Genomic DNA, 22662 nt, shown 5'->3' on the forward strand with positions numbered 1-22662 from the left:
AGTTTTAGTTTTAGTTTTGCCTTTGCCTTGTGGCTTTGAATTCCAACTCAGTTAACATAGAAAATAGGTGTAGGAATTTCTTTTCTATAACCACTTCTTTTCTATATTCACTTTCATTTTTAGGAGTAAACAAGTGAAAAAATGGCTTGTTGCGTTAGCTTCTCTATTCATCTTGGCGGGTTGTGAAAAATCGGTTGAGCAAGTTCATCTCAGTGGCCCTACTATGGGCACGACTTACAATATTAAGTACCTGAAAGCTGAAGGTATCCCTAGCTCGGAGGCTCTCCAAAAGGAAGTTGATCGGTTATTGGAAGAAGTGAACGATCAAATGTCGACCTATCGTAAAGATTCTGAGCTCAGCCGTTTTAATCAATATCAAGGAACGGAACCTTTTACGGTTTCTTCTCAAACCGCAACCGTGGTGAAAGAAGCGCTGCGTCTTAACGGTCTTACTTTAGGTGCATTGGATGTCACTGTTGGTCCTTTGGTTAACCTATGGGGTTTTGGCCCTGAAGCTCGTCCTGATGTGGTGCCAAGCGATGCAGAATTGGCTGAGCGTAAAACCAACATAGGCATTGAGCATCTTAGCGCAACCGACACTACGTTAAGTAAAGATCTTCCTAATCTCTATGTGGACCTTTCAACTATTGCGAAAGGATGGGGAGTCGACGTGGTCGCTGACTACATTCAATCACAAGGCATTGCCAATTACATGGTTGAAGTCGGTGGTGAGATGCGCTTAAAAGGCGTAAATCGAGAAGGCGTACCTTGGCGAATCGCCATAGAAAAACCGACAGTTGATGAACGTACCGCTCAAGAGATCATTGAACCTGGTGATCTGGCAATTGCCACTTCAGGTGATTACCGCAATTATTTTGAGCAAGATGGTGTGCGTTATTCTCACATTATCAATCCAATCACTGGAAAACCCATCCATAATAAAGTGGTATCGGTTACCGTTTTGGACGCATCTTCAATGACGGCAGATGGCCTAGCGACTGGATTAATGGTACTAGGAGAGACGAAAGGTATTGAGGTTGCAGAGCAATACAATATTCCTGTGTTCATGATTGTGAAAACAGAACAAGGTTTTGAAGAGATTGCCTCCAGCGCATTTAAGCCATTTCTAAATAAAAAGTGAGTTAAGTTATGAATACTTTTTTCATTACATTCAGTGTATTTCTGTGTGTCATTGCCGCGATGGCGGTTGGCTATGTCTTTCAAAAGAAAGTAGTCAAAGGCAGTTGTGGTGGATTAGGTGCTGTTGGCATTGAAAAAGTGTGCAATTGCCCAGAGCCTTGTGATGCACGTAAAAAACGCGAAGCTAAGGCCGCAGCAAGAGCTGAAAAGTTAGCGCATTGGGAAAAAGATCGTATCGCCTGAGCTACGATTAAAGAGCCTGTTTTGTGCAGGCTCTTTAATTTTTAAAAGCAATTCATTTCAATCCATAGAAACCAAGAATATACTGTTTATGTATACAGTCTTTTAATGGTTTTGAATTGGAAAATAAAATCAAAAAAATTATCCATATTGATATGGATTGTTTCTACGCTGCGGTAGAAATGCGTGATAACCCCGAATATAGGCATCGCCCTCTAGCCGTTGGTGGTCATGAAAAGCAGCGTGGTGTGTTAAGTACTTGCAATTATGAGGCGAGGAAATTTGGCGTTCGTTCCGCAATGCCGACTGCTCAAGCCTTAAAATTATGCCCCAATCTGCTGGTGGTTCCGGGGCGGATGTCGGTATACAAAGCTATTTCCATTCAAATCCGACAGATATTCGAACGTTATACTTCCATTATTGAGCCGTTATCATTAGATGAAGCATTTCTTGATGTGAGTGATTCACCGCTATGTCAAGGAAGCGCAACATTGATAGCTCAAGCTATTCGCTATGATATTCATAACGAACTTCAACTGACAGCCTCTGCAGGTGTAGCACCTGTAAAATTTTTGGCTAAAGTGGCCTCTGATATGAATAAGCCTAACGGTCAATTTGTAATACCACCCGATAAAGTACAGCAGGTGGTCGATTCATTGCCGCTAGAGAAAATACCCGGTGTCGGTAAGGTTAGTCTGGAAAAGTTGCACCAAGCGGGTTTTTATAAGTGTGAAGATATCAAGCTAACGGACTATCGAGAGCTACTTCGTAACTTTGGCAGATTAGGCGCTTCACTATGGAAGAAAAGTCATGGAATTGATAATCGCGAAGTCGTGACAGAGAGGGAGCGCAAATCATTAGGTGTCGAAAGAACATTTAGTCAAAATATCTCAAGTTATGAAGAGTGCTGGCAGGTGATTGAACATCATCTCTATCCAGAGATAAAAGCGAGGTTAGACAGAGCGAGTGTTGATGGGGCGATTGTCAAACAAGGGATCAAAGTCAAGTTTGCCGATTTTCAACTTACGACGATTGAGCATCTTCATCCACAGTTAGAGCTCAATGATTTTCGAACCCTTTTGGAGAATATTTTGTTGCGGCAAAATGGGCGAGAAATTCGCTTACTTGGTTTACAAGTGATGTTAAAGCCAGAAATGCTCAATAAGCAGCTCAGTTTTTTTTAAATTAGTGAAACAAACTAACATTTATGTCATTAAATTGACGGTTTTTAGGTCGAAATCATTTATATTGCTAGCGAGAAATACTAACTCATCAAATATCCACACCTGATATGGTTAGTCATAAAACGATCGATGAGAGAAAACAATGAAAAAAGTAGTGTTAGTCACTTTAATGTTGTTGAGCTCCCCTTTGTGGGCAGCGCAGTGCCGAGTTGATGTGAACCATGAAGTTCACCTTGATGGTGATAAGGTTGAAATTCTCAAAACGAGCACCGACACTGTTTTGATGGATACACAGAACAATCTTTATATCCGTGGTGAAAAGATGGAGCTCGACAGTGACCAGAAAACGGCCCTTGAACAGTATAGAGAAAGCATGAATGCTTCATTGCCTAAAGTAAAACAGATGGCGAGTGATGGCTTAGCGTTGGCGAATGATATTTTGGATGATGTTGCGAAAAGTATTGAATCTCCCAACGCCTTCGATAGCGCCAAGCAGTCCATAGCAGCTTTTTTTGCCAATATTGAATCTCGTTATTACAAAAATGGTGAGCTGGTTCTCCCTGCGCAGACTTTTGAATCAATGACGCAAACTTGGGCCGATGATTTTGAAAAAGCGAAAGCTTTATTTAACAAAGAGTTTATATCCGGCGCCTTCGATGCCCTTTCACTGAAAATGAGAGAAGAGGGTGGCTTAAACATCACAAAATTGACCGATACCATGGCGGACTTAAAAGTTAAGTTAGCCGAGCGAATTCAAGAAAACGCCGCCACAATTCAAAAAGAGAGTCGTGATTTTTGTGAGTCTCTTAATGATATGGTTGAGCAGGAACAACAACTGCACCAAAAAATACCAGTATTAAAAGATTATCAAGTCTTTACCATCTAAACTTAAAGAGCACATTCGGTGCTCTTTATTTGTGTCTATGATGTTAGGTTAATTTACTGGTATGGATGTTGTTTAATAATTTTAGCTTGAGACGGTTAACAGCATTAGTTTCAACAGCCTTCGTTGTGCTGTTTATTTTGTGTTATCTGCTATTTAAGTTTATGTGGTCTTATGATCGCGCCGTTGAAGATGCTCTTTCCTTGCAACGAGGTGAGGTTAACCGAGTTCGAACTGTTCTTAATATGCAAAAAGCGGACATGGGGGCATCATTGGCTGATTATGCCGCATGGAATGAAATGGCCGATTTTATTGCTAAGCCTAATGATGATTTTATTCGCGACAGTATTGGTACTCACACCTTTGAATCCAAGTCATTAGACGGTATTTTTATTTTTAATCCAGATGTGCAATTAGTTTGGGGCCAGCGCTACGACTATGAGACTGGCCATGAAGCCAGTTATGATGCGATTCGATATAATTTTGGTGATATTTTAGCGGACGCGATGAAAGCACCAAAAGATTTCATCAAACCGAATCTCAGTTTTATCGTGATAGACGACAAACCTTTTATCGTTGCAACCTCTCGGGTTTGTAATAGTGACGCAAAGGAATGCGACAAAGGTTATTTACTTTTTTTAAAAAGGATCAGTGGACAGTTTATCAATGAGCTTGTGATTGCAACTGGGGTGAATGTGGAAGTGATGCTGATCAAAAGTCTTAATGATCAAACCGTTGCCGCGCCACATGAAGATAATATCTCTTACCTTGAAATGCTTGATTATCGTAATCGCCTCACTGTATTAATTAAAATAAGTCATACCGTTAAAGTCCCACCGTTTATTCAATGGCAGGAGCTGTCTGGGCTTGCTTCATTCTCTATCCTAATGTTTTTCTTGAACTTAGTTGTAGCGAATAAAGTAGTCAAGCCAATCAATGATGCCAATCAAGTGCTGGATCAATTTAAAACATCGGGTGGAAAGATGCCCAGTGAGCGCTCCTTCATATCGAAGGAAATGAAAGAGTTTTCTCGTACGATGAACCAAATAGTATGGGAGCTGGAAACCAGTCGGCGTGAACTAAAATGGCAATCAGAGCACGATCCACTCACACGTATTGCGAACCGCCGTCGTTTAGAAAAGGTCTTTAAAAGCTATATTGTTGATTATCAATTTAGATATATCGTATTGTTTTTAATCGATATTGACTATTTTAAATTGTTCAATGATCACTACGGCCACTTAGAGGGTGATGAAGCATTGAAATCTGTTGCGACCAGCTTAAAAAAATTGGATTTTGGCGGTGAAAAACTGGTTGCTCGCTTTGGTGGAGAAGAGTTTTGTGTAGTTTTGGCGAGCGACATCGAAATTGATGGTCAAGCTTATGCTAAACGACTGATCGAATCGGTTGAATCACTGCGCATTACCCACCAATTTTCCCCAGCTAAGAAGACGCTTTCAATCAGCGTTGGAGGGGTTGAAATTGATACCCCACAGTTGAATCACTATCTAGATTTCTTTCATGTGGCTGATAGAGCACTTTATGCAGTCAAAGCACAAGGAAGAGGTCGTTATCTCGTGCAAAAATTCACCTCTAATCTCCCGTTAACATTGCCTGTTCAATAATCTTTACGCAGTAAATTCTGTTTATTTTTGCAATGCTTGTTTAATTAATAAGCAGTGTAATTGCTCTATTTGATTGCCTGCATTACTGTACTAGCTAACTAGTCTATTGATATTTGTGTGAGTGGTATGACACAGTCTGATTCTCGTGAACATTTTGGTTCACGTCTTGGTTTTATTCTTGCGGCGGCGGGTGCGGCAGTTGGCCTAGGTAATATCTGGGGCTTTCCAACCCAAGCGGCAAGCAACGGCGGCGGCGCATTCTTATTGGTTTATTTGGTGATGATCATGGTCGTTGCCTTCCCTATGTTAGTGGTTGAAATGGCGATAGGCCGTTTTGGGCAAGCAAATCCTGTTGATAGCATGCGCTCATTAACGCCTCATCCACTAGGTAAAATGGTCGGTGGCTTTGTCGGTTGGATTGGTTTGAGTGTTCCGAGTGCGGTACTGGCGTTTTACAGCATCGTCGGTGGCTGGCTAATCTGCTTTTTACTCGGTGCGATGACAGAGTTATTGGGTTTTGTGGAAATCACAGCTTGGTTGAAAGGGTTTAGTGTTGAGCGTAACTTATTCGGAACCTTAGTGTTTTATATTTTGACGATTCTAATCGTGCAAGGTGGTGTTAAAGACGGGATTGAAAAATGGTCAACGCGTTTAATGCCTGCATTGTTTGTACTGTTTGGTGTGCTGTTTGTTTACATCATGATGCAAACTGGTGCGATGGAAGGTTTACAACACTATTTGGTCCCTGATTTTTCAAAGGTGTTTGACAGACATCTCTTACTGGCGGCAATGGGACAAGGCTTTTTTTCATTAACCATTGGTGGCTGCTCGATGTTGATTTACGGATCTTATCTGAGTAAGCAAGAAAACCTGCCGAAGATGGCACTAAATGTGACTTTAGTTGATACCGCCGTGGCTTTCATTGCTGGCCTTGTTGTGCTGCCTGCGATGTTTGTTGCGATGCATAAAGGGGTGGAAATCTATGCCGCTGACGGTTCTTTACTAAATTCAGATACGCTCGTTTTTACCGTGTTGCCATTGATGTTTGATAGCCTTGGTTGGATGGGGCAGGTGTTTGCTATCGTATTTTTCACTTTACTGACGATCGCCGCGTTAACCTCTTCTATCTCTATGCTGGAATGCCCTGTAGCCTTAGTCAGCGAGCGTTTTAATACGAAACGCGCACCAACAAGCTGGGTATTAGGCGCGTTAATTGCGCTAGTCAGTGTCGTTATTGTTTATAATTTTGGTGCGCTATTTGGCTTAGTGGCAACGGTTGCGACGCAATATTTGCAGCCGACAGCAGCGTTGATGTTCTGCCTATTTGGCGGTTGGGTATGGCGTCGTCACGCGAAGGTCAAAGAGTTAGAACAAGGTTTCCCTGAGTTCCAATTGGGTTGGTTTGGTAAAATCTGGCCTTGGTACGTGAAATTTGTCTGCCCTGTATTAGTGGCTACGGTGATTTGGGCTTCGTTCGGTTAATGAATTACTTTCTTCCTCCCACCCACGCTTAAACAGCATAAAGCCCTTTGAATAAGGGCTTTATTATTGAACTTATATTTCTCTATTGTTTAGACTTATCGACAATTTAGACCATCGACGGTGGCATCAAGTGTCCCGTGGTCAGAGGTTCTAAATCGCTGTCTGCGACCTCTTCAATAAAATCGCCCACGACTTGCTCAACCATCTCATCGCTTTGCGAGAAGTAGGCGAGATGGAATACGGCATCTCCTTCATTAACAAGAGGCAGAGTTTGTTGGCCAATCACAATACCCCCCTTATTGGCTCTTAATTCTACTTCAACATGACCAAGCGGTGAGTTGATATAGGCAAGCACTTGTCCTTTTTCGACCTTGTCACCAAGTGTCACCACAGTGCGCAAGATGCCATCGCTTTCGGCTCTGAGCCAACTGGTTGATTTTGCGATGATCGATGTCGGTACGGCCTTGCGACTTTTGCGCATCATACCAATGGCTTGCATGGTGCGTTTCACACCGACAATACCCGCATTGATGGCAATAGGTTCAAATTTTAGCGCTTCACCTGCTTCATAAGTTAATACTGTGATGCCTGATTTCTCTGCTTCACTTCTGAGCGAGCCATTACGCAGTGGAGAGTCGATGATCACTGGGGTTGCAAATGCTTGGGCAATACGCAAGGTTTCAGGATTAGTGAGATCGGCGCGGATTTGTGGCAAATTCGTGCGATGAATAGCACCAGTATGCAGGTCGATGATGTAATCACAACGTAAAGCGACTTGGGAAAAGAAAGTATGTGCAATGCGAGAGGCGAGGGAGCCAGTTTCACTTCCAGGGAAACAGCGATTGAGATCGCGTCGATCAGGAAGGTAGCGAGATTTATGAATAAAGCCAAAGGCATTGACGATGGGGACAACAATCAGTGTCCCTTTTAGTTTTTGCGGGTCGATGGAGTTGATCAGTTGACGGACTATTTCAACGCCGTTCAGTTCATCACCATGGATGGCGGCATTGACCATTAAGGTTGGGCCAGTGGATATTCCATTAATGATTTCGATAGGGATAGAGAGTGGCGAGTGTGTATAAAGCTTAGCCGCTTCTAGCTCCATTGCCTTGCGCGTTCCTGGGGGAACTGAATCCCCCAGGAAATGAAATGCTGTGTTTTTCCTAACCTTTGCCACGTGTTTTTGTCCCTTTCGTTGCCGCATTTTTTTCAATAAATTCGACAATCAACCCGGCGATATCTTTACCAGTAGCGGCTTCAATACCTTCAAGACCTGGCGATGAATTGACTTCCATCACTAATGGGCCACGTTCCGATCGCAAAAGATCCACCCCCGCAACATTGAGACCCATAATCTTCGCCGCATCGATAGCCGTCTTACGTTCTAGAGGGGTGATTTTTACCAAAGAGGCCGTTCCGCCGCGGTGTAGGTTAGAGCGAAACTCACCATCGGCACCTTGCCGTTTCATGGCTGCGATAACTTTGTCGCCAATAACGAAACAGCGAATATCGGCGCCACCAGCCTCTTTGATGTACTCTTGCACCATGATATTGGCTTTCAAGCCCATGAACGCTTCGATCACACTTTCTGCTGCTTTGCGTGTTTCCGCTAACACTACACCGATGCCTTGAGTTCCTTCAAGTAATTTAATTACTACCGGTGCTCCTCCGACCATGTCGAGTAAGTCTTTGACATCATCGGGTTTGCTGGCGAAACCAGTAATTGGCATACCAATGCCGCGACGAGACAATAGCTGCATTGAGCGAAGTTTATCTCTGGAACGGCTAATAGCCACAGATTCATTGACGGGATAAACCCCCATCATTTCAAATTGGCGTAATACTGCAGTACCGTAAAACGTAACGGATGCACCAATACGAGGAATGACTGCATCAAAACCCGCTAACTCTTCACCTTTAAAGTGAATTTCGGGTTTTTCAGAATTGATATTCATATAGCAACGCAGCCCATCAATCACTTTGACTTGGTGGCCACGGCTTTTACACGCTTCAATCAGACGCTTTGTTGAATACAACGAAGCATTACGTGACAGAATACCAATTTTCATTATTTGCTCTCCTCGAAAGCGATTAAAAACGATTTAGTTGGATTAACTAAAATTCGACGGTGCATTGCGGTGCGACCTAATAGCATACGAAAACCCATATTTTCGCGATTGGTTAACGTTATTTCAATGGGCCAAGTTTGGCCGCCCAAACTGACGTCTGATTGAATAACGTAACGTGACTCTTCATGGCCACCGGAATCACGGACGATTCGTTCATCAATGACTTTAGCTTCGCACACTGTGACCTTGTCATTATTGCGCTGCACAGGGTGGATCCAAAAGCGAACCCAAAGAGTCTCTTCCTTGGTGAAGCTCTCTACCTTAAATGCGTGTAAGCACGACGTGCGGGCTCCGGTATCGACTTTGGCATTAATTTGCTCAATACCTAACCCTGGAAGGCTGAGAGTTTCTCGCCATCCGACAATCATTTTTTCTTTCATCGCAGTTTCAATATTTTTGGAGAATGTAAGACGCCGCTAAGGAGTAGCCGCATCCCCGATACAACTTTTAAATGGTGTTATCGCTTGAAGAGAGTGTGGTGAATAACTCTAGGAACTTCAAGGGGGCGAACTCTAGCAGTCACAAAAAATGTGCGCTAATGAAATTAATTTGCCTTATCGATAAAATTAATTGATAGAAAAAGAGGTAAGGATTGATGCCGAATTCCGCTGCCAAAGCAAGATATTCATCAACTTGCTATTACACGCTGGTTGAAGAATTCGACATCAGAGTGGGTTAAGCTTTCGCTGGAATATGCTCTAGTAGGGCAACCATTTGCTCCCAGAAAAGGTCGACTGTGTCGATCTTCACTTTCTCATCCGGTGAGTGAGGGAATTTAATGGTTGGGCCAAACGAAACCATATCCATTTCTGGGTAAGGTTTTTTGAAAAGACCACATTCTAGGCCAGCATGGATCACCATTATATTCGGTTTATGACCGTAAATACCTTGGTACATGTCTCTGAAAATAGCCATGATCTCTGAATCGGCATCTGGTTTCCAGCCCGGATAAGCACCAGTAAAGGCAATTTCCGCATTCGCTAGCTCAGCAACGGATTTGAGCATGCTTTCAACCTGTTGGCGACCTGAATCAATCAGAGAACGAATAAGGCATAACACAGTCACACAGTTTTCTTGTGTAGTAATCACACCGACATTCAATGAGGTTTCAACCACGCCTTCAATTTCATCGCTCATCCGGATCACACCGTTTGGACACGCGTTTAATGCGGCAATAAAACGTTGTTGATCAACAAGAGCGAAGACATTTTCCGCATTGTCTTGCGGGTTGTTGAAAGTGACAATTCCTGTTTCGACGCGTCCAAGCTCTTCTTGCACTAGCTGGGTATAGGTGCTAAATAGCTCATCCAGTTTTACCCCATTTTCGGCAGGAATGGCCACGGTGACAAACGCTTCTCGAGGAATGGCGTTGCGTAGGCTACCACCGCGAAACTCGATCAAACGTAAATCAAGTTCTTGTGCGTGACTAGCAAGAAAGCGAGCCAGTAGCTTGTTAGCATTCCCACGGCCAGTATGGACGTCACACCCAGAGTGACCTCCTTTTAACCCTTTCAAAATCAATTGATGTGTTACGTAACCAGCAGGCATGGCTTGTCGTTGGATATTAAAAGTCATTGCGCCATCAATACCACCAGCACAGCCCATATACACTTCGCCCTCTTGTTCTGAATCAGTATTGAGCAGGATCTCTCCTTCTAACCAACCCGCTTCAAGGCCGAAAGCACCTGTCATACCCGCTTCTTCATCAATCGTCAGTAACACCTCAATAGGACCGTGCTTGAGCTCTTTTGACGCGAGAACAGCCAAACATGCTGCCATACCCATACCGTTATCGGCACCTAAAGTGGTTCCTTTGGCTGTTACCCATTCGCCATCGATATACGGTTGGATAGGGTCCTTAGCAAAGTCGTGCTGCGTGTCTTCGTTTTTTTGCGGCACCATATCAATATGAGCTTGTAGAACCACACCTTTCTTATGTTCCATGCCAGCTGTCGCTGGTTTTTTTATGAAAACGTTACCGGTTGGATCTCGGCGTACCGCTAAACCCTGCTCTGTCGCCCACTGGATGATGTGTTGGGCTAAGGCTTCTTCATGCTTAGACGGGTGAGGAATGGAACAGATTTTATCGAAAAATTGCCATACGGGTGCCGATGACAATTTACTGATTTCAGAATAGAACTCAGACACGGAATACTCCTTTTATTCGAGCTTGCCAGATCATGAACAGGCGAAATGTTTCTTTGGTAGCGATATCGACTAGATCTGAGCATGACTTGTAGTGGTGGACAGCATACCACTCTCGACAATCGGCGAGTAGCCTCGCCGCTTGAGAATTGTTTTATTGGTGTCACATTAAATCGACTGTAGCGTATAGAAGAGATGACACAATCGGCGATGAGATTCTTCCCCTTACCGCCTAATAATCATTTTTTGCTGATATTTGTGTAATTTAATTACTTAAATCTGTTGATGTAGATCATTAAAATAAAATTATGTGATTTTTATCACTCTAAATATTGTAATTTAATTTCTTGGTGGTATATTTGTAACCAACTTCGAAAGCGAAGAAAAAATGCTCAAAGGATGAGTCCGTTTATCGCCTCCATGGAACCGAGAAATCAAATTTATGTTCAATTGATTTTATAAGGTGATAGTTATGAAAGGTTTACCATCAGCAATGTTCTGGACAAACAAGTCTGTTTACACTGGCAACTTTGCTTACCCAACAAGCTTTGGTTATTAAGACTTTAAGCATGTTATTTGAACTGTATGTTCACCCCCTAGATATTGGAATTTTTTTGTAGTCAGTTTGGCTAAAATGATTCGCCGCCACCTCAGATGAGGTGGCGTTTTTTTATCTCAATGTTCAGCACTTCCTTTACGGCTCAATGGCAATACGATATGGAAATCCGCTTTTTCTTTTTGAAGAAATGAAGCGCGACTAGGTTCATAAGCCATTAATAAAAGCATATTACAGCCTTAATTCTATCTGGAATTTGTGATCTGATCTCTCTATAATCCACAGCCAATCGATTACGCAACCGTTTACTTTTTACCCTTATAGGACTCGATCATGCTCGAAAGGCTATTTAAACTTAGTGAATATGGCACAAACGTGCGCACTGAGGTTATCGCAGGAATAACGACATTTCTCACGATGGCATACATTATCTTTGTTAACCCTGCGATCTTAGCGGATGCCGGCATGGACCGTGGTGCAGTATTTGTTGCTACGTGTCTTGCGGCGGCTATTGGCTGTTTCATCATGGGCTTTGTCGCCAACTACCCAATTGCGCAGGCTCCGGGTATGGGGTTAAACGCATTTTTTACTTACGCCGTTGTGCTCGGCATGGGATATACATGGCAAGTTGCGCTGGCGGCGGTATTCGTTTCTGGTGTGCTGTTCATTTTTCTTAGTATCTTTAAAATCCGTGAGTGGATCATCGGTTCGATCCCGATGTCATTACGAACGGGGATCTCGGCCGGTATTGGACTTTTTCTTGCCTTTATTGCCCTGAAGAATGCAGGCATTGTGGTTGATAACCCTGCAACTTTGGTTTCTGTCGGCGCAATTACTTCTCTTCCTGCTGTACTCGGTGCGATAGGTTTCTTCCTGACGATTGCTTTGGTTCATCGTGGTTTAAAGGGTGCCGTAATGATCGCGATTCTTGCGGTTACTGGCCTTGGTTTAGTGTTTGGTGACGTTCAGTGGCATGGCATTATGTCGGCACCACCAAGTATTGCGCCAACTTTTTTGCAGCTTGATTTCTCCGCCGTTTTTGAAGTGGGTATGATCTCAGTGGTGTTTGCGTTTCTGTTTGTCGATCTATTTGACACGGCTGGCACCTTAGTTGGCGTGGCGCAAAAAGCAGATTTGATTGGTAAAGATGGTAAAATTCCACGTCTAAATAAAGCATTGCTTGCCGATTCTACTGCTACGTCAGTCGGTGCCCTGCTAGGTACATCAAACACAACCTCTTACATTGAAAGTGTGGCGGGTGTTGCTGCTGGCGGGCGCACAGGGCTGACTGCAGTCGTTGTTGGCATTTTGTTCTTACTTGCATTATTCTTCTCGCCATTAGCTGGAATGATCCCTGCGTACGCTACGTCTGGTGCATTATTTTACGTGGCAATTTTGATGCTTTCTGGTTTGGTCAGTATTGATTGGCGCGATTTAACAGAAGCGGCTCCTGTCGTCGTTACCTGTTTATTAATGCCGCTGACATTCTCTATCGCAGAAGGTATTTCTCTTGGTTTCATTGCTTATGCGGCTATCAAACTATTTAGTGGCAAAGGGCGCAGTGTATCGATGAGTGTGTGGGTGATGTCAGCCATCTTCATCTTTAAGTATATCGCCTCTGCAATGTAATGAACGACACAGATTATTTAAATAATTAGGTTTACAACAATGAGCAATAAATTCGTTATCACTTGGGACAACATGCAGACTTACTGTCGTCAATTGGCAGAAAAACAGATGCCTGCAGAGCAATGGAAAGGTATTTGGGCGGTGAGCCGTGGTGGTCTGGTTCCTGGTGCCATATTGGCGCGTGAATTAGGTATTCGCCATGTCGATACGATTTGCATTTCAAGTTACGATCATGATCATCAGCGTGACATGACAGTGATCAAAGCACCTGAAGGTGACGGCGAAGGTTTCTTAATTGTTGAAGATTTGGTCGATAGTGGTGATACCGCACGTAAGCTACGTGAAATGTATCCTAAAGCGAAATTGATTGCGGTGTGTGCGAAGCCTTCTGGCGTAAGCTTGTTAGATGATTATGTTGTGGATATTGCTCAAGATACGTGGATTGAGCAGCCATGGGATATGACGATTCAATACGTAGAACCGATTAACCGTAAACAAAAGTAATGCTTTTCTTGCGTTTATTTGAAAATGGCCCTTTATCGGGCCATTTTTTTTATTACTATTAGAGCACCGCTCTCAATTGAATCGACTTATGTCTGAATCTAACAGCCAAAATCTTTCTGAAACCTTGTTCCAGAAACACAAGCAAGCTCAAGAAACCTCGGCATTAATTCGCTATATGCCAAGTAGCCAAGAAATTTTGGATCTTAAAAAACAACAAGAAGGGTACGTTTGGTATCGAAATCTCAGGCGTTTACAGTGGATATGGCAAGGTGTTGATCCTGTAGAGCAAGAAGAAGTTCTCGCCCGCATTGCCTCTTCGAAACATTCGCGAACCGAAGCGGATTGGTTGGATACGGTTATGGGCTATCACAGTGGTAACTGGGCATACGAGTGGACTAAGCTGGGTATGCGTCACCAAAAGCGCGCTAATGACAAGCAAGACGAAGAGGCGGCCAATGAACTTTTTTCCGCGTCGCTCTGCTTTAGCATTGCTGGTTATCCGCATCTAAAAAATGATAATTTATCCTTACAGGCACAGATACTGTCAAACAGCGCTTATAACGAAGCGGCCAAATTGACTCGTTATGTGATTAAGCAGATTGAAGTACCCTATAAGAACAAAAAAATAGTCGCTAATTTGCATTTGCCCAATACCGATAGGCCTCATCCGGTCGTTTTGGTTAGCGCCGGTTTAGACAGTTTGCAGACGGATATGTGGCGTTTGTTTAGAGATTATCTCGCGCCTAGAGATATTGCGATGTTAACCATTGATATGCCCTCCGTAGGTCATAGCTCCCATTGGCCCTTAACTGAAGATTCTTCATGTCTGCATCAAGCCGTACTCAATGAACTGGAAAGCTTGCCTTGGGTTGATCATCGAAAAGTGGGGCTTGTTGGATTTCGATTTGGTGGTAACTCTATGATCAGGCTCTCTTTTCTAGAGCAAGATAAAATCAAGGCTTGTGTTTCATTAGGGGCACCTATCCACGATATTTTAGCTTCGCCAGAAAAATTGAAAAAAATGCCCAAAATGTATATTGATGTGCTGGCGTCTCGTTTAGGTAAAGACGTGGTGGATATTAATAGCCTTGCTGGGTTGATGCGAGCGTGGTCACTGAAAGTGCAAGGTTTTTTAACCAGTAGGCGAACTAAAGTTCCGATTTTGGCTTTAGGATTAGAAGGTGATCCCATTTCACCCTATTCAGATAATCAATTAGTTGCAATTTTTAGTGAATATGGCAAAGCGAAACAGATAAAAAGCAAAACAATTACACAAGGATATGAGCAATCCCTCGATTTAGCGATAAAGTGGTTAGAAGATGAGCTATTTAGGTGACTTTTCTACTAAATTAGTTAAGCATGATATTGGTATGCGGTAACAAGCATATGATTAATAAAAATAATGATCGTTCTTAACATTGAAATGGAGAGTCAATATGTCAGAAATGACCCACACCCCGACTCATTATCGCTTATTGTCTGCTTTAAAAGCTATTGGACCTTATTTACGAGAAGGCCAATGTCGTGAGGATCACTACTTATTTGATTGCCTTGCGTCTTGCGTTAATGACAAAAAATCCCCAGAGAAACGAGAGTTTTGGGGCTGGTGGCTGGAACTTACTAAGAAAGAATCAGGGTTTGAGGCTAAGTATCATACAGGACGTTACAACTTAGCTGGCGCGTGGGATGCCGACGCGATTCCTAAATCCGTATTTTCTGAAGTCAAACGTACCCAAGAAGAGTTTCATGCCAAACTGGTAGCGAGTCTCTATGAGCGCTTTGAATTGAGTGTTGAGATTGCACAAGATTCCGCTGAATTCGTCTGATTTTCGTTATCCCCTTACCCTCGTGATGAAAAAGGTGCTTTTTAGCACCTTTTCTACTTGTGAATTATTGCTTTGATTGCTAAAACATCAGCTCTTATGTGTTTTCCATTTCAGAAGAAATCATGACAACGAATCAACAAAGCGGAAAAGCGGTGCAACTTCAAACAATCGTTGTGAAGCTAGGAACCAGTGTATTAACCGGTGGTACTTTGGCGTTAGATAGAGCTCATATGGTTGAGCTTGTCCGTCAATGTGCTGAACTGAAAAAGCAAGGCCACTCAGTGGTGATTGTATCGTCGGGCGCAATTGCCGCTGGTCGAGAACACTTAGGTTACCCCGCACTCCCCAACGCAATGGCTAGCAAACAGTTACTTGCTGCGGTTGGGCAGAGTCAATTGATTCAAGCATGGGAATCTCTTTTTGCTATTTACGGGATTAAAATCGGTCAAATGTTGCTGACTCGTGCCGATCTGGAAGACCGTGAGCGTTTTTTGAATGCGCGAGATACTATTAATGCTTTGGTCGAGCACGATATTATTCCTGTGGTCAACGAAAACGATGCCGTGGCAACTAGTGAAATCAAAGTGGGCGACAACGACAATTTGTCAGCCTTGGTTGGTATCTTATGTGGTGCCGATAAACTATTGCTGCTCACTGACCAAAAAGGGCTCTTCACCGCAGACCCGCGTAAAGATCCTAACGCTGAACTGATTAAAGAAGTCAAAACCATTGATGATACCTTGCGTAAAATCGCTGGGGGTAGTGGTACTACGCTTGGCACCGGAGGTATGGCAACTAAGCTTCAGGCCGCTGATATTGCTCGTCGTGCAGGGATTGAAGTCATTATCGCCGCAGGGCGTGCCAGCAACGTTATTTTTGACTCTTTAAGTGATGCGCCACAAGGCACCCGTTTCTTGCCATGTACCGAAGCGTTAGAAAACCGCAAACGCTGGATTTTAGCGGGTCCTGCTGCTTCTGGTGACATTGTCATTGATGGCGGAGCCGTCAACGCTGTAGTCGCGAATGGCAGTAGCTTATTAGCGAAAGGGGTAGTGAATGTCAGTGGTACTTTTGCACGTGGTGAAGTGGCGCGAGTAACCGATAAACAAGGCGTATTAATTGCCCGTGGCATCGCCGCTTATTCCAGCCAAGACTTAGCCAAAATCGCGGGCAAACACAGCAAAGATATCGGAGGCATTTTAGGTTACGATTATGGCTCAGAAGTCATTCATCGCGATGATCTTGTTGTGATCCAAGAATAGTAAGGAAAAGAAAGTGGATTTAACCATAATGGGTAAAGCCGCCAAACAGGCCGCTTTCCAGCTCGCTACCGTTTCAACGACACAAAAAAACAATGCATTAGCGATCATTGCCGATGAACTGGAGGTACAGAGCGCCGCGATTTTAAAAGCGAATGCTCAAGATATCGAACTGGCCCGCGAAGCCGGGTTGAACGATGCCATGCTTGATCGCCTATTGCTCAATGAATCGCGCCTGCAAGCCATTGCTAATGACGTGCGTAATGTGATTAATCTCAATGACCCTGTCGGTAGTGAAATCGATAGCCGAGTGCTTGAAAACGGATTGTCATTGTCTCGCCGCCGAGTACCGTTAGGTGTGGTGGGCGTTATTTATGAAGCGCGTCCGAATGTGACCATTGATATTGCGGCATTGTGTTTAAAAACGGGTAACGCCAGTATTTTACGGGGAGGGAAAGAGACCTTTTTCTCCAATATGGCGCTAGTCAACGTTATTCAATCGGCGCTAGAAAAAGCACAACTACCAGCGGCTGCGGTGCAGTATATCGAAAAACCGGATCGCGAACTGGTTTCACAGCTGCTCAAGCTTGACGAATATGTTGATATGATCATTCCGCGCGGCGGCGCTAGCCTACATAAAATGTGCAAAGAAAACAGCACCATTCCAGTGATTATTGGTGGTTTTGGCATTAGCCATATTTTTGTTGACCAATCGGCGGATCTGGACAAATCAGTCGAGGTAATTGAAAACGCCAAAATTCAGCGCCCTTCTGCGTGCAACGCACTGGATACTTTGCTGGTTCATCAAGCGATTGCGAGTGAATTTTTGGCAAAACTGGTGCTACGACTTAATGATCAAGTGACCTTCGTTGTCGAGCCAAAAGCCCAAGCCTGCATGAGTCATGCAAAACAGTTGAGAGAGGCCGTTGAGGGCGATTTTGACACCGAATGGCTAAGTTACACTTTGGGCGTCAAAGTGGTCGATGACGTGCAGCAAGCGATTGAACATATGCGTGAACACAATGCAAGCCATTCGGATGCGATCATGACAAATGACCTATTTAATGCAGAGCTGTTTATTAATTCCGCGGGCTCTGCAGCAGTGTATGTCAATGCTTCGACGCGTTTTACCGATGGCGCTCAATTTGGTTTAGGCGCTGAAGTGGCCGTTTCGACCCAAAAATTGCACGCTCGCGGGCCGATGGGCTTAGAAGAGTTGACCAGTTACAAGTGGGTTGGCAAAGCCAATTACTTATCACGTCGTTAAGTTCTTTTCGTTATGGATAACGCAAAGTGTGGTTGTTAACAAAATAGAGATTGAAAAGGGGCTGATGCCCCTTTTGCGTTCAACTTACGTACTAATTCCGGTACACTGATGCTCATTGCTATGGAGGTGATATGCATTGTCCTTTTTGTTCAGAGAACGACACCAAAGTGATTGATTCTCGTCTTGTCGCAGATGGCCATCAAGTGCGCCGTCGCCGTCAATGTTTGGCATGTAATGAACGTTTTACCACGTTTGAATCGGCCGAGCTCTTGATGCCAAGAGTTATCAAATCAAATGGAAATCGTGAACCGTTTAACGAAGATAAAATGGTCGGTGGTATACAGCGAGCATTAGAAAAACGACCAGTCAGCGCCGATGCGATTGAGCTTGCAATCAGTATGATTAAATCTCAGTTGCGAGCCACTGGTGAGCGAGAAGTCCCAAGTAAAATGATTGGTAACTTGGTGATGGAGCAGCTCAAAGTACTCGATAAAGTCGCTTACATCCGCTTTGCCTCCGTGTATCGCAGTTTTGAAGATATTCGTGAGTTTGGTGAAGAAATCGCGAAGCTGGAAGATTAATCGCTTATGTTTACTCCTTTTGATTATCAAATGATGTCGCGAGCCATTGAGCTTGCCAAAGGTGGCGTTTTTACCACTCAACCTAACCCCAATGTCGGCTGCGTGATCACTCAAGGAGAGCAGATTGTTGGTGAAGGTTTTCATGCGCGTGCTGGTGAGCCGCATGCCGAAGTGCACGCCTTACGCATGGCAAACGAGCAAGCGCAAGGTGCTACTGCTTATGTCACTTTAGAGCCTTGCTCGCATCATGGCCGTACACCGCCTTGCGCTGAAGGCTTGATTAACGCCAAAGTGGCGAAAGTGATTTGCGCAATGCAAGATCCGAATCCTCAAGTCGCTGGGCGTGGTATTCAAATGTTGCGTGACGCTGGGATTGAAGTCGAAGTCGGTTTGTTAGAAGCGGATGCCATCGCGCTCAATCCGGGTTTTATTAAACGCATGACAAGTGGGATGCCCTTTGTCCAATTGAAAATGGCCGCAAGTCTTGATGGACAAACGGCACTCAATAATGGTCAGAGTCAATGGATCACTTCAGCGGCCGCGCGGCGAGATGTGCAAAAATTTCGCGCCAAAGCGGGTGGGATTTTATCGACCAGCAAAACAGTGATTGAAGATGATGCTTCATTGACTGTGCGTTGGGATGAACTGCCTCCATCAGTGCAAGTGAACTACCCACAACATCAGTTACGCCAACCAGTGCGAGTCATTCTTGACAGGCAAAACCAACTCCATGATGGTCTAAAGCTGTATCAACATTCCGGTGAAGTATTGGTGCTTGGCACTGAACATACGTCATTGCTCAATAGCAACCAGACACAATTTGAGTTAGCGGATACCTTCGCTTATTTAGCTGAGCAGTCACAAATGAATCATCTCTGGGTAGAAGCTGGTGCCACACTGGCTCGTTCACTGATCCAAGCCCAATTGGTCGATGAGATCATTTTGTACTTAGCGCCTAAAATCATGGGTAGTGATGGTCGGGGGCTATTTGGTGCTTTGGGGCTATCTTCCATGGCGGATACGCTAGAGTTAATCATCAAAGATGTACGACAAGTTGGGCCGGATATTCGGATCATTGCCGTACCTAAAATAAAAGATAAATAGCATGTTTACAGGAATTATCGAGGCGGTAGGTACACTTGCCGCGATTACACCCAAAGGTGAAGACATCAGTGTGACCGTGAAAGTCGGTCATCTTGATATGAGCGATGTCAAACTTGGTGACAGTATTGCCACAAATGGTGTCTGTTTGACCGTGGTAGATTATAACAGCACTCAATATACAGCGGATCTCTCACTAGAAACGCTCAACAAAACCGGGTTTGCTCACTATCAAGTTGGTGACAAGGTCAACCTAGAAAAAGCCATGTTGCCCACCACTCGTTTTGGTGGACACATTGTTTCTGGGCACGTTGACGGTGTTGGTGAAATCATTGAACGTAATCCTGTTGGTCGTTCGATAGAGTTTTGGGTAGCGATCCCACCGGCATTGAATAAATACGTGGCTGAAAAAGGCTCAATTACAGTAGATGGTATCAGCCTCACTGTGAATGATTTAAGAAAGAATGCCTTTAAGCTGACCATAGTGCCTCACACTTCTGCCGAAACGACCATTGATGCGTTTCATGTTGGGCGTAAAGTGAATTTGGAAGTAGATGTGCTCGCGCGTTATATGGAGCGTTTGCTGCAAAACCAGCAAGATGAAGAGACACCAGAGTCGAAAATTAGCTTAGCATTTTTACAACAAAATGGTTTTGCGTAAACCGCGCATTGTCCCATGCCACCACGGTCGTGGATAAATCTAAGTCAGGGACTGTGCGGAAAATAGTCCAGCGATAGGAAAATAGAGTATGCCAATAAGTACCCCGCAAGAGATCATTGAAGATATTCGCCTTGGGAAAATGGTCATCTTAATGGATGACGAAGATCGTGAGAACGAAGGTGACTTGATCATGGCCGCCGAGCACGTTACTCCTGAAGCGATTAATTTTATGGCTAAATTTGGTCGTGGCCTGATCTGCTTAACCATGACTAAAGCTCGTTGTCAGCGTTTAGGCTTGGCTCCTATGGTGCAGGATAATAATGCTCAATACACCACCAATTTTACCGTCTCGATTGAAGCGGCCGAAGGCGTAACTACCGGCATTTCAGCGGCCGATCGCGCCGTGACGGTACAAGCTGCGGTGGCGAAAGAGGCGAAAGCTTCAGACTTAGTGCAACCTGGTCACATTTTCCCACTAGCTGCACAAGAGGGGGGCGTTTTAACTCGCGCTGGGCATACGGAAGCCGGTTGTGATTTGGCGCGCCTTGCGGGATTAGAGCCCGCCTCTGTGATCGTCGAAATTTTAAATGATGATGGCACCATGGCGCGTCGCCCTGATCTTGAAGTGTTTGCCGAGCAACATGGTTTAAAACTCGGTACGATTGCCGATCTGATTGAATACCGTAACAATACGGAGACGACCATTGAGCGTGTTGCACAGTGCAAGTTGCCGACAGAATACGGTGAATTTGAACTGATCACTTACCGCGACGTGATTGATAATCAGATCCACTACGCATTGCAAAAAGGCACATTGGATGGTCAAGCGCCATTGGTGCGAGTTCATCTGCACGATACCTTTACCGATTTACTGCGTAGCGATCGCAATGCTGAACGCAGTTGGACTTTAGATAAAGCGATGCAGCGTATCGGCCAAGAGGGCGGCGTATTGGTCATTTTAGGTAATGAAGAGTCGAGCGACTTATTGATCCATCGCGTTAAAATGTTTGAGCAACAAGACAAAGGCCAAGCGCCTACTTTAGCGAAAAAACAAGGTACTTCACGCCGTGTGGGGATTGGTTCACAAATTCTGGCGGATTTAGGTGTTCGTGATATGCGTTTACTCTCTTCAGCCAATAAAAAGTATCACGCTTTAGGCGGTTTCGGCTTGAATGTGACTGAGTATGTTTGCCAATAATGTCATCTCGTTTTAGCGCTTAGAACCTAAGGTCACATTTAAAAATACACCGTAATAAAACCAATAAAGGAAGCCTAACGCTTCCTTTATTATTTCGCTGATTAGCCGCTTGGTTTGCCGTCTAAGCCGAATTTCCATTAGATATTGCTCACAAAATTGTGCTAGAATCCGGCGATTCTCACTTGTGTATATAGTTAAAGGAAGGCTTATGAAAGTGATCGAGGGTGGTTTCCCCGCACCAAATGCAAAAATTGCTATCGTTATTTCTCGTTTCAACAGTTTTATTAACGAAAGCCTGCTTTCTGGTGCAATCGATACTTTAAAGCGTCACGGACAAGTTAGCGATGACAATATTACTGTTGTTCGCTGCCCTGGTGCTGTCGAATTACCTCTTACTGCTCAACGCGTAGCAAAAACGGGTAAATACGACGCTATCGTGTCTCTTGGCACTGTGATTCGTGGTGGTACGCCACACTTTGATTATGTGTGCAGTGAATGCAATAAAGGTTTGGCGCAAGTGTCTCTGGAATACAGCCTTCCAGTGGCATTTGGTGTTCTAACTGTTGATACCATCGATCAAGCCATTGAACGCGCGGGAACCAAGGCTGGTAACAAAGGTGCAGAAGCTGCACTAAGCGCGCTTGAGATGATTAACGTTCTTTCAGAAATCGATTCCTAATGGGGGCCAGTGTGAAACCAGCCGCACGTCGTAATGCACGTCAATTTGCGCTACAAGCAATTTATTCTTGGCAAATTACAAAAGAAAATGTTGCCACTATCGAAGAGCAATTCCTCTCGGGTGGTAAGTATGATGAAGAAGAGCATCATGCTGCTGAGCCAGCGTTAGCGGCTCCAGAAACCGACGTTGCATATTTCCGTGATCTACTCACGGGTGTAGTGCTAAGCCACACAGAGCTAGATAGCAAATTGCGTCCTTTCGTGTCTCGTCCAATGCAAGACTTAGACATGATGGAATTGGCGTTACTTCGTTTAGCCATGTACGAAATGACTCGTCGCGATGATGTGCCATATAAAGTGGTCATCAATGAGGCGATTGAGTTAGCAAAAGTATTTGCTGCTGAAGATAGCCATAAATTTGTGAATGGCGTGCTTGATAAAGCCGCCCCACATGTACGCAAAAAATAATAAGTCGTTTTAAAATAAAAGGTCAGCATTCGCTGACCTTTTTTATGACGGATCTTTCTCCGCGAAAGCCCTAAGCGATGAGAAATGATGTACATAATAAAAACTC

22 protein-coding genes are annotated in these 22662 nt (G+C 44.2%); 18 read left to right on the plus strand and 4 right to left on the minus strand.

The annotated features are described in order from the left end of the window. Positions 1-133: 133 nt before the first annotated feature. From AACV20_RS03865 to AACV20_RS03890, 6 genes are all read left to right on the plus strand, one after another. Positions 134-1141, plus strand: coding sequence for an FAD:protein FMN transferase (locus AACV20_RS03865; protein WP_088729111.1), 1008 nt, complete (start codon positions 134-136; stop codon positions 1139-1141). An 8-nt stretch (positions 1142-1149) separates the two neighbouring features. Next, entirely contained in the window at positions 1150-1383 is a 234-nt protein-coding gene (gene nqrM, locus AACV20_RS03870; RefSeq protein WP_013856179.1) for a (Na+)-NQR maturation NqrM, read from the plus strand. 116 nt (positions 1384-1499) lie between these two features. Continuing rightward, positions 1500-2564, plus strand: a complete 1065-nt coding sequence (gene dinB / locus AACV20_RS03875; protein ID WP_088729109.1) for a DNA polymerase IV — start codon at positions 1500-1502, stop codon at positions 2562-2564. A gap of 142 nt (positions 2565-2706) precedes the next feature. Continuing rightward, complete coding sequence (locus AACV20_RS03880; protein ID WP_088729108.1) at positions 2707-3450, plus strand: YggN family protein; 744 nt, start codon at positions 2707-2709, stop codon at positions 3448-3450. A gap of 65 nt (positions 3451-3515) precedes the next feature. Then, positions 3516-5072 (plus strand): diguanylate cyclase, encoded by a 1557-nt coding sequence (locus AACV20_RS03885; protein ID WP_170906916.1) that lies wholly within the window; start codon positions 3516-3518, stop codon positions 5070-5072. Between the two features lie 126 nt (positions 5073-5198). Continuing rightward, on the plus strand, positions 5199-6554 hold the full coding sequence (locus tag AACV20_RS03890; RefSeq protein WP_026027641.1) for a sodium-dependent transporter: 1356 nt from the start codon (positions 5199-5201) through the stop codon (positions 6552-6554). Positions 6555-6660: 106 nt separating this feature from the next. Here the strand turns inward: AACV20_RS03890 and AACV20_RS03895 are convergent, their stop codons facing one another. From AACV20_RS03895 to AACV20_RS03910, 4 genes are all read right to left on the minus strand, one after another. Then, the gene (locus AACV20_RS03895; protein WP_088718002.1) at positions 6661-7758 is read right to left on the minus strand and encodes a succinylglutamate desuccinylase/aspartoacylase family protein; all 1098 of its coding nucleotides are present in this window, start codon (positions 7756-7758) and stop codon (positions 6661-6663) included. Beyond that, the gene (gene rimK / locus AACV20_RS03900) at positions 7718-8623 is read right to left on the minus strand and encodes a 30S ribosomal protein S6--L-glutamate ligase (protein ID WP_010320145.1); all 906 of its coding nucleotides are present in this window, start codon (positions 8621-8623) and stop codon (positions 7718-7720) included. Before rimK ends, AACV20_RS03895 begins: the two co-directional genes overlap by 41 nt. Next, a complete protein-coding gene (locus tag AACV20_RS03905) occupies positions 8623-9063 on the minus strand; it encodes an ATP-dependent zinc protease family protein (protein WP_017049719.1) in 441 nt (146 codons plus the stop codon). Before AACV20_RS03905 ends, rimK begins: the two co-directional genes overlap by 1 nt. Before the next feature lie 295 nt (positions 9064-9358). Beyond that, positions 9359-10831, minus strand: coding sequence for an aminoacyl-histidine dipeptidase (locus tag AACV20_RS03910; protein WP_170906917.1), 1473 nt, complete (start codon positions 10829-10831; stop codon positions 9359-9361). A gap of 886 nt (positions 10832-11717) precedes the next feature. Between AACV20_RS03910 and AACV20_RS03915 the strand changes: the two genes are divergently transcribed. The 12 genes from AACV20_RS03915 to nusB all read left to right on the plus strand — a co-directional run bounded on the left by AACV20_RS03915 (position 11718) and on the right by nusB (position 22556). Then, a complete protein-coding gene (locus AACV20_RS03915; protein WP_013856188.1) occupies positions 11718-13013 on the plus strand; it encodes an NCS2 family permease in 1296 nt (431 codons plus the stop codon). 39 nt (positions 13014-13052) lie between these two features. After that, positions 13053-13517 carry an oxytetracycline resistance phosphoribosyltransferase domain-containing protein Tet(34) gene (gene tet(34), locus AACV20_RS03920; RefSeq protein WP_170906918.1) on the plus strand — a complete coding sequence of 155 codons (465 nt, stop codon included), beginning with the start codon at positions 13053-13055 and terminating at the stop codon, positions 13515-13517. 88 nt (positions 13518-13605) lie between these two features. Then, positions 13606-14853: an esterase FrsA gene (gene frsA, locus AACV20_RS03925; protein WP_094166235.1), complete on the plus strand. Its 1248-nt coding sequence runs from the start codon at positions 13606-13608 to the stop codon at positions 14851-14853. 100 nt (positions 14854-14953) lie between these two features. Next, complete coding sequence (gene crl / locus AACV20_RS03930; RefSeq protein ID WP_026027640.1) at positions 14954-15343, plus strand: sigma factor-binding protein Crl; 390 nt, start codon at positions 14954-14956, stop codon at positions 15341-15343. 122 nt (positions 15344-15465) lie between these two features. After that, entirely contained in the window at positions 15466-16605 is a 1140-nt protein-coding gene (gene proB, locus AACV20_RS03935; RefSeq protein ID WP_038148735.1) for a glutamate 5-kinase, read from the plus strand. A gap of 13 nt (positions 16606-16618) precedes the next feature. Continuing rightward, positions 16619-17869, plus strand: coding sequence for a glutamate-5-semialdehyde dehydrogenase (locus tag AACV20_RS03940; protein WP_017049716.1), 1251 nt, complete (start codon positions 16619-16621; stop codon positions 17867-17869). 131 nt (positions 17870-18000) lie between these two features. Beyond that, positions 18001-18450, plus strand: coding sequence for a transcriptional regulator NrdR (gene nrdR / locus AACV20_RS03945; RefSeq protein ID WP_010320136.1), 450 nt, complete (start codon positions 18001-18003; stop codon positions 18448-18450). Between the two features lie 6 nt (positions 18451-18456). Next, on the plus strand, positions 18457-19554 hold the full coding sequence (gene ribD, locus AACV20_RS03950; protein ID WP_170906919.1) for a bifunctional diaminohydroxyphosphoribosylaminopyrimidine deaminase/5-amino-6-(5-phosphoribosylamino)uracil reductase RibD: 1098 nt from the start codon (positions 18457-18459) through the stop codon (positions 19552-19554). Position 19555: 1 nt separating this feature from the next. Then, positions 19556-20212, plus strand: a complete 657-nt coding sequence (locus AACV20_RS03955) for a riboflavin synthase (RefSeq protein ID WP_010320134.1) — start codon at positions 19556-19558, stop codon at positions 20210-20212. A gap of 88 nt (positions 20213-20300) precedes the next feature. After that, positions 20301-21410: a bifunctional 3,4-dihydroxy-2-butanone-4-phosphate synthase/GTP cyclohydrolase II gene (ribBA, locus tag AACV20_RS03960; RefSeq protein ID WP_013856195.1), complete on the plus strand. Its 1110-nt coding sequence runs from the start codon at positions 20301-20303 to the stop codon at positions 21408-21410. Between the two features lie 208 nt (positions 21411-21618). After that, entirely contained in the window at positions 21619-22089 is a 471-nt protein-coding gene (gene ribH / locus AACV20_RS03965) for a 6,7-dimethyl-8-ribityllumazine synthase (protein WP_026027639.1), read from the plus strand. Beyond that, the gene (gene nusB, locus AACV20_RS03970) at positions 22089-22556 is read left to right on the plus strand and encodes a transcription antitermination factor NusB (RefSeq protein ID WP_013856197.1); all 468 of its coding nucleotides are present in this window, start codon (positions 22089-22091) and stop codon (positions 22554-22556) included. The genes ribH and nusB overlap by 1 nt, the downstream gene beginning before the upstream one ends. Positions 22557-22662: the final 106 nt, after the last annotated feature.

It is taken from the genome of Vibrio sp. B4-6, from assembly GCF_963888245.1.
Lineage (GTDB): Bacteria > Pseudomonadota > Gammaproteobacteria > Enterobacterales > Vibrionaceae > Vibrio > Vibrio anguillarum.

Bases quoted from the DNA above. Each gene is read 5' to 3' on its own strand.
- nqrM (WP_013856179.1), top strand. From the start codon at position 1,150: ATGAATACTTTTTTCATTACATTCAGTGTATTTCTGTGTGTCATTGCC.
- AACV20_RS03880 (WP_088729108.1), top strand. From the start codon at position 2,707: ATGAAAAAAGTAGTGTTAGTCACTTTAATGTTGTTGAGCTCCCCTTTG.
- AACV20_RS03885 (WP_170906916.1), top strand. From the start codon at position 3,516: ATGTTGTTTAATAATTTTAGCTTGAGACGGTTAACAGCATTAGTTTCA.
- AACV20_RS03890 (WP_026027641.1), top strand. From the start codon at position 5,199: ATGACACAGTCTGATTCTCGTGAACATTTTGGTTCACGTCTTGGTTTT.
- AACV20_RS03895 (WP_088718002.1), bottom strand. From the start codon at position 7,758: ATGCGGCAACGAAAGGGACAAAAACACGTGGCAAAGGTTAGGAAAAAC.
- rimK (WP_010320145.1), bottom strand. From the start codon at position 8,623: ATGAAAATTGGTATTCTGTCACGTAATGCTTCGTTGTATTCAACAAAG.
- AACV20_RS03905 (WP_017049719.1), bottom strand. From the start codon at position 9,063: ATGAAAGAAAAAATGATTGTCGGATGGCGAGAAACTCTCAGCCTTCCA.
- AACV20_RS03915 (WP_013856188.1), top strand. From the start codon at position 11,718: ATGCTCGAAAGGCTATTTAAACTTAGTGAATATGGCACAAACGTGCGC.
- frsA (WP_094166235.1), top strand. From the start codon at position 13,606: ATGTCTGAATCTAACAGCCAAAATCTTTCTGAAACCTTGTTCCAGAAA.
- crl (WP_026027640.1), top strand. From the start codon at position 14,954: ATGTCAGAAATGACCCACACCCCGACTCATTATCGCTTATTGTCTGCT.
- proB (WP_038148735.1), top strand. From the start codon at position 15,466: ATGACAACGAATCAACAAAGCGGAAAAGCGGTGCAACTTCAAACAATC.
- nrdR (WP_010320136.1), top strand. From the start codon at position 18,001: ATGCATTGTCCTTTTTGTTCAGAGAACGACACCAAAGTGATTGATTCT.
- ribD (WP_170906919.1), top strand. From the start codon at position 18,457: ATGTTTACTCCTTTTGATTATCAAATGATGTCGCGAGCCATTGAGCTT.
- AACV20_RS03955 (WP_010320134.1), top strand. From the start codon at position 19,556: ATGTTTACAGGAATTATCGAGGCGGTAGGTACACTTGCCGCGATTACA.
- ribBA (WP_013856195.1), top strand. From the start codon at position 20,301: ATGCCAATAAGTACCCCGCAAGAGATCATTGAAGATATTCGCCTTGGG.
- ribH (WP_026027639.1), top strand. From the start codon at position 21,619: ATGAAAGTGATCGAGGGTGGTTTCCCCGCACCAAATGCAAAAATTGCT.
- nusB (WP_013856197.1), top strand. From the start codon at position 22,089: ATGGGGGCCAGTGTGAAACCAGCCGCACGTCGTAATGCACGTCAATTT.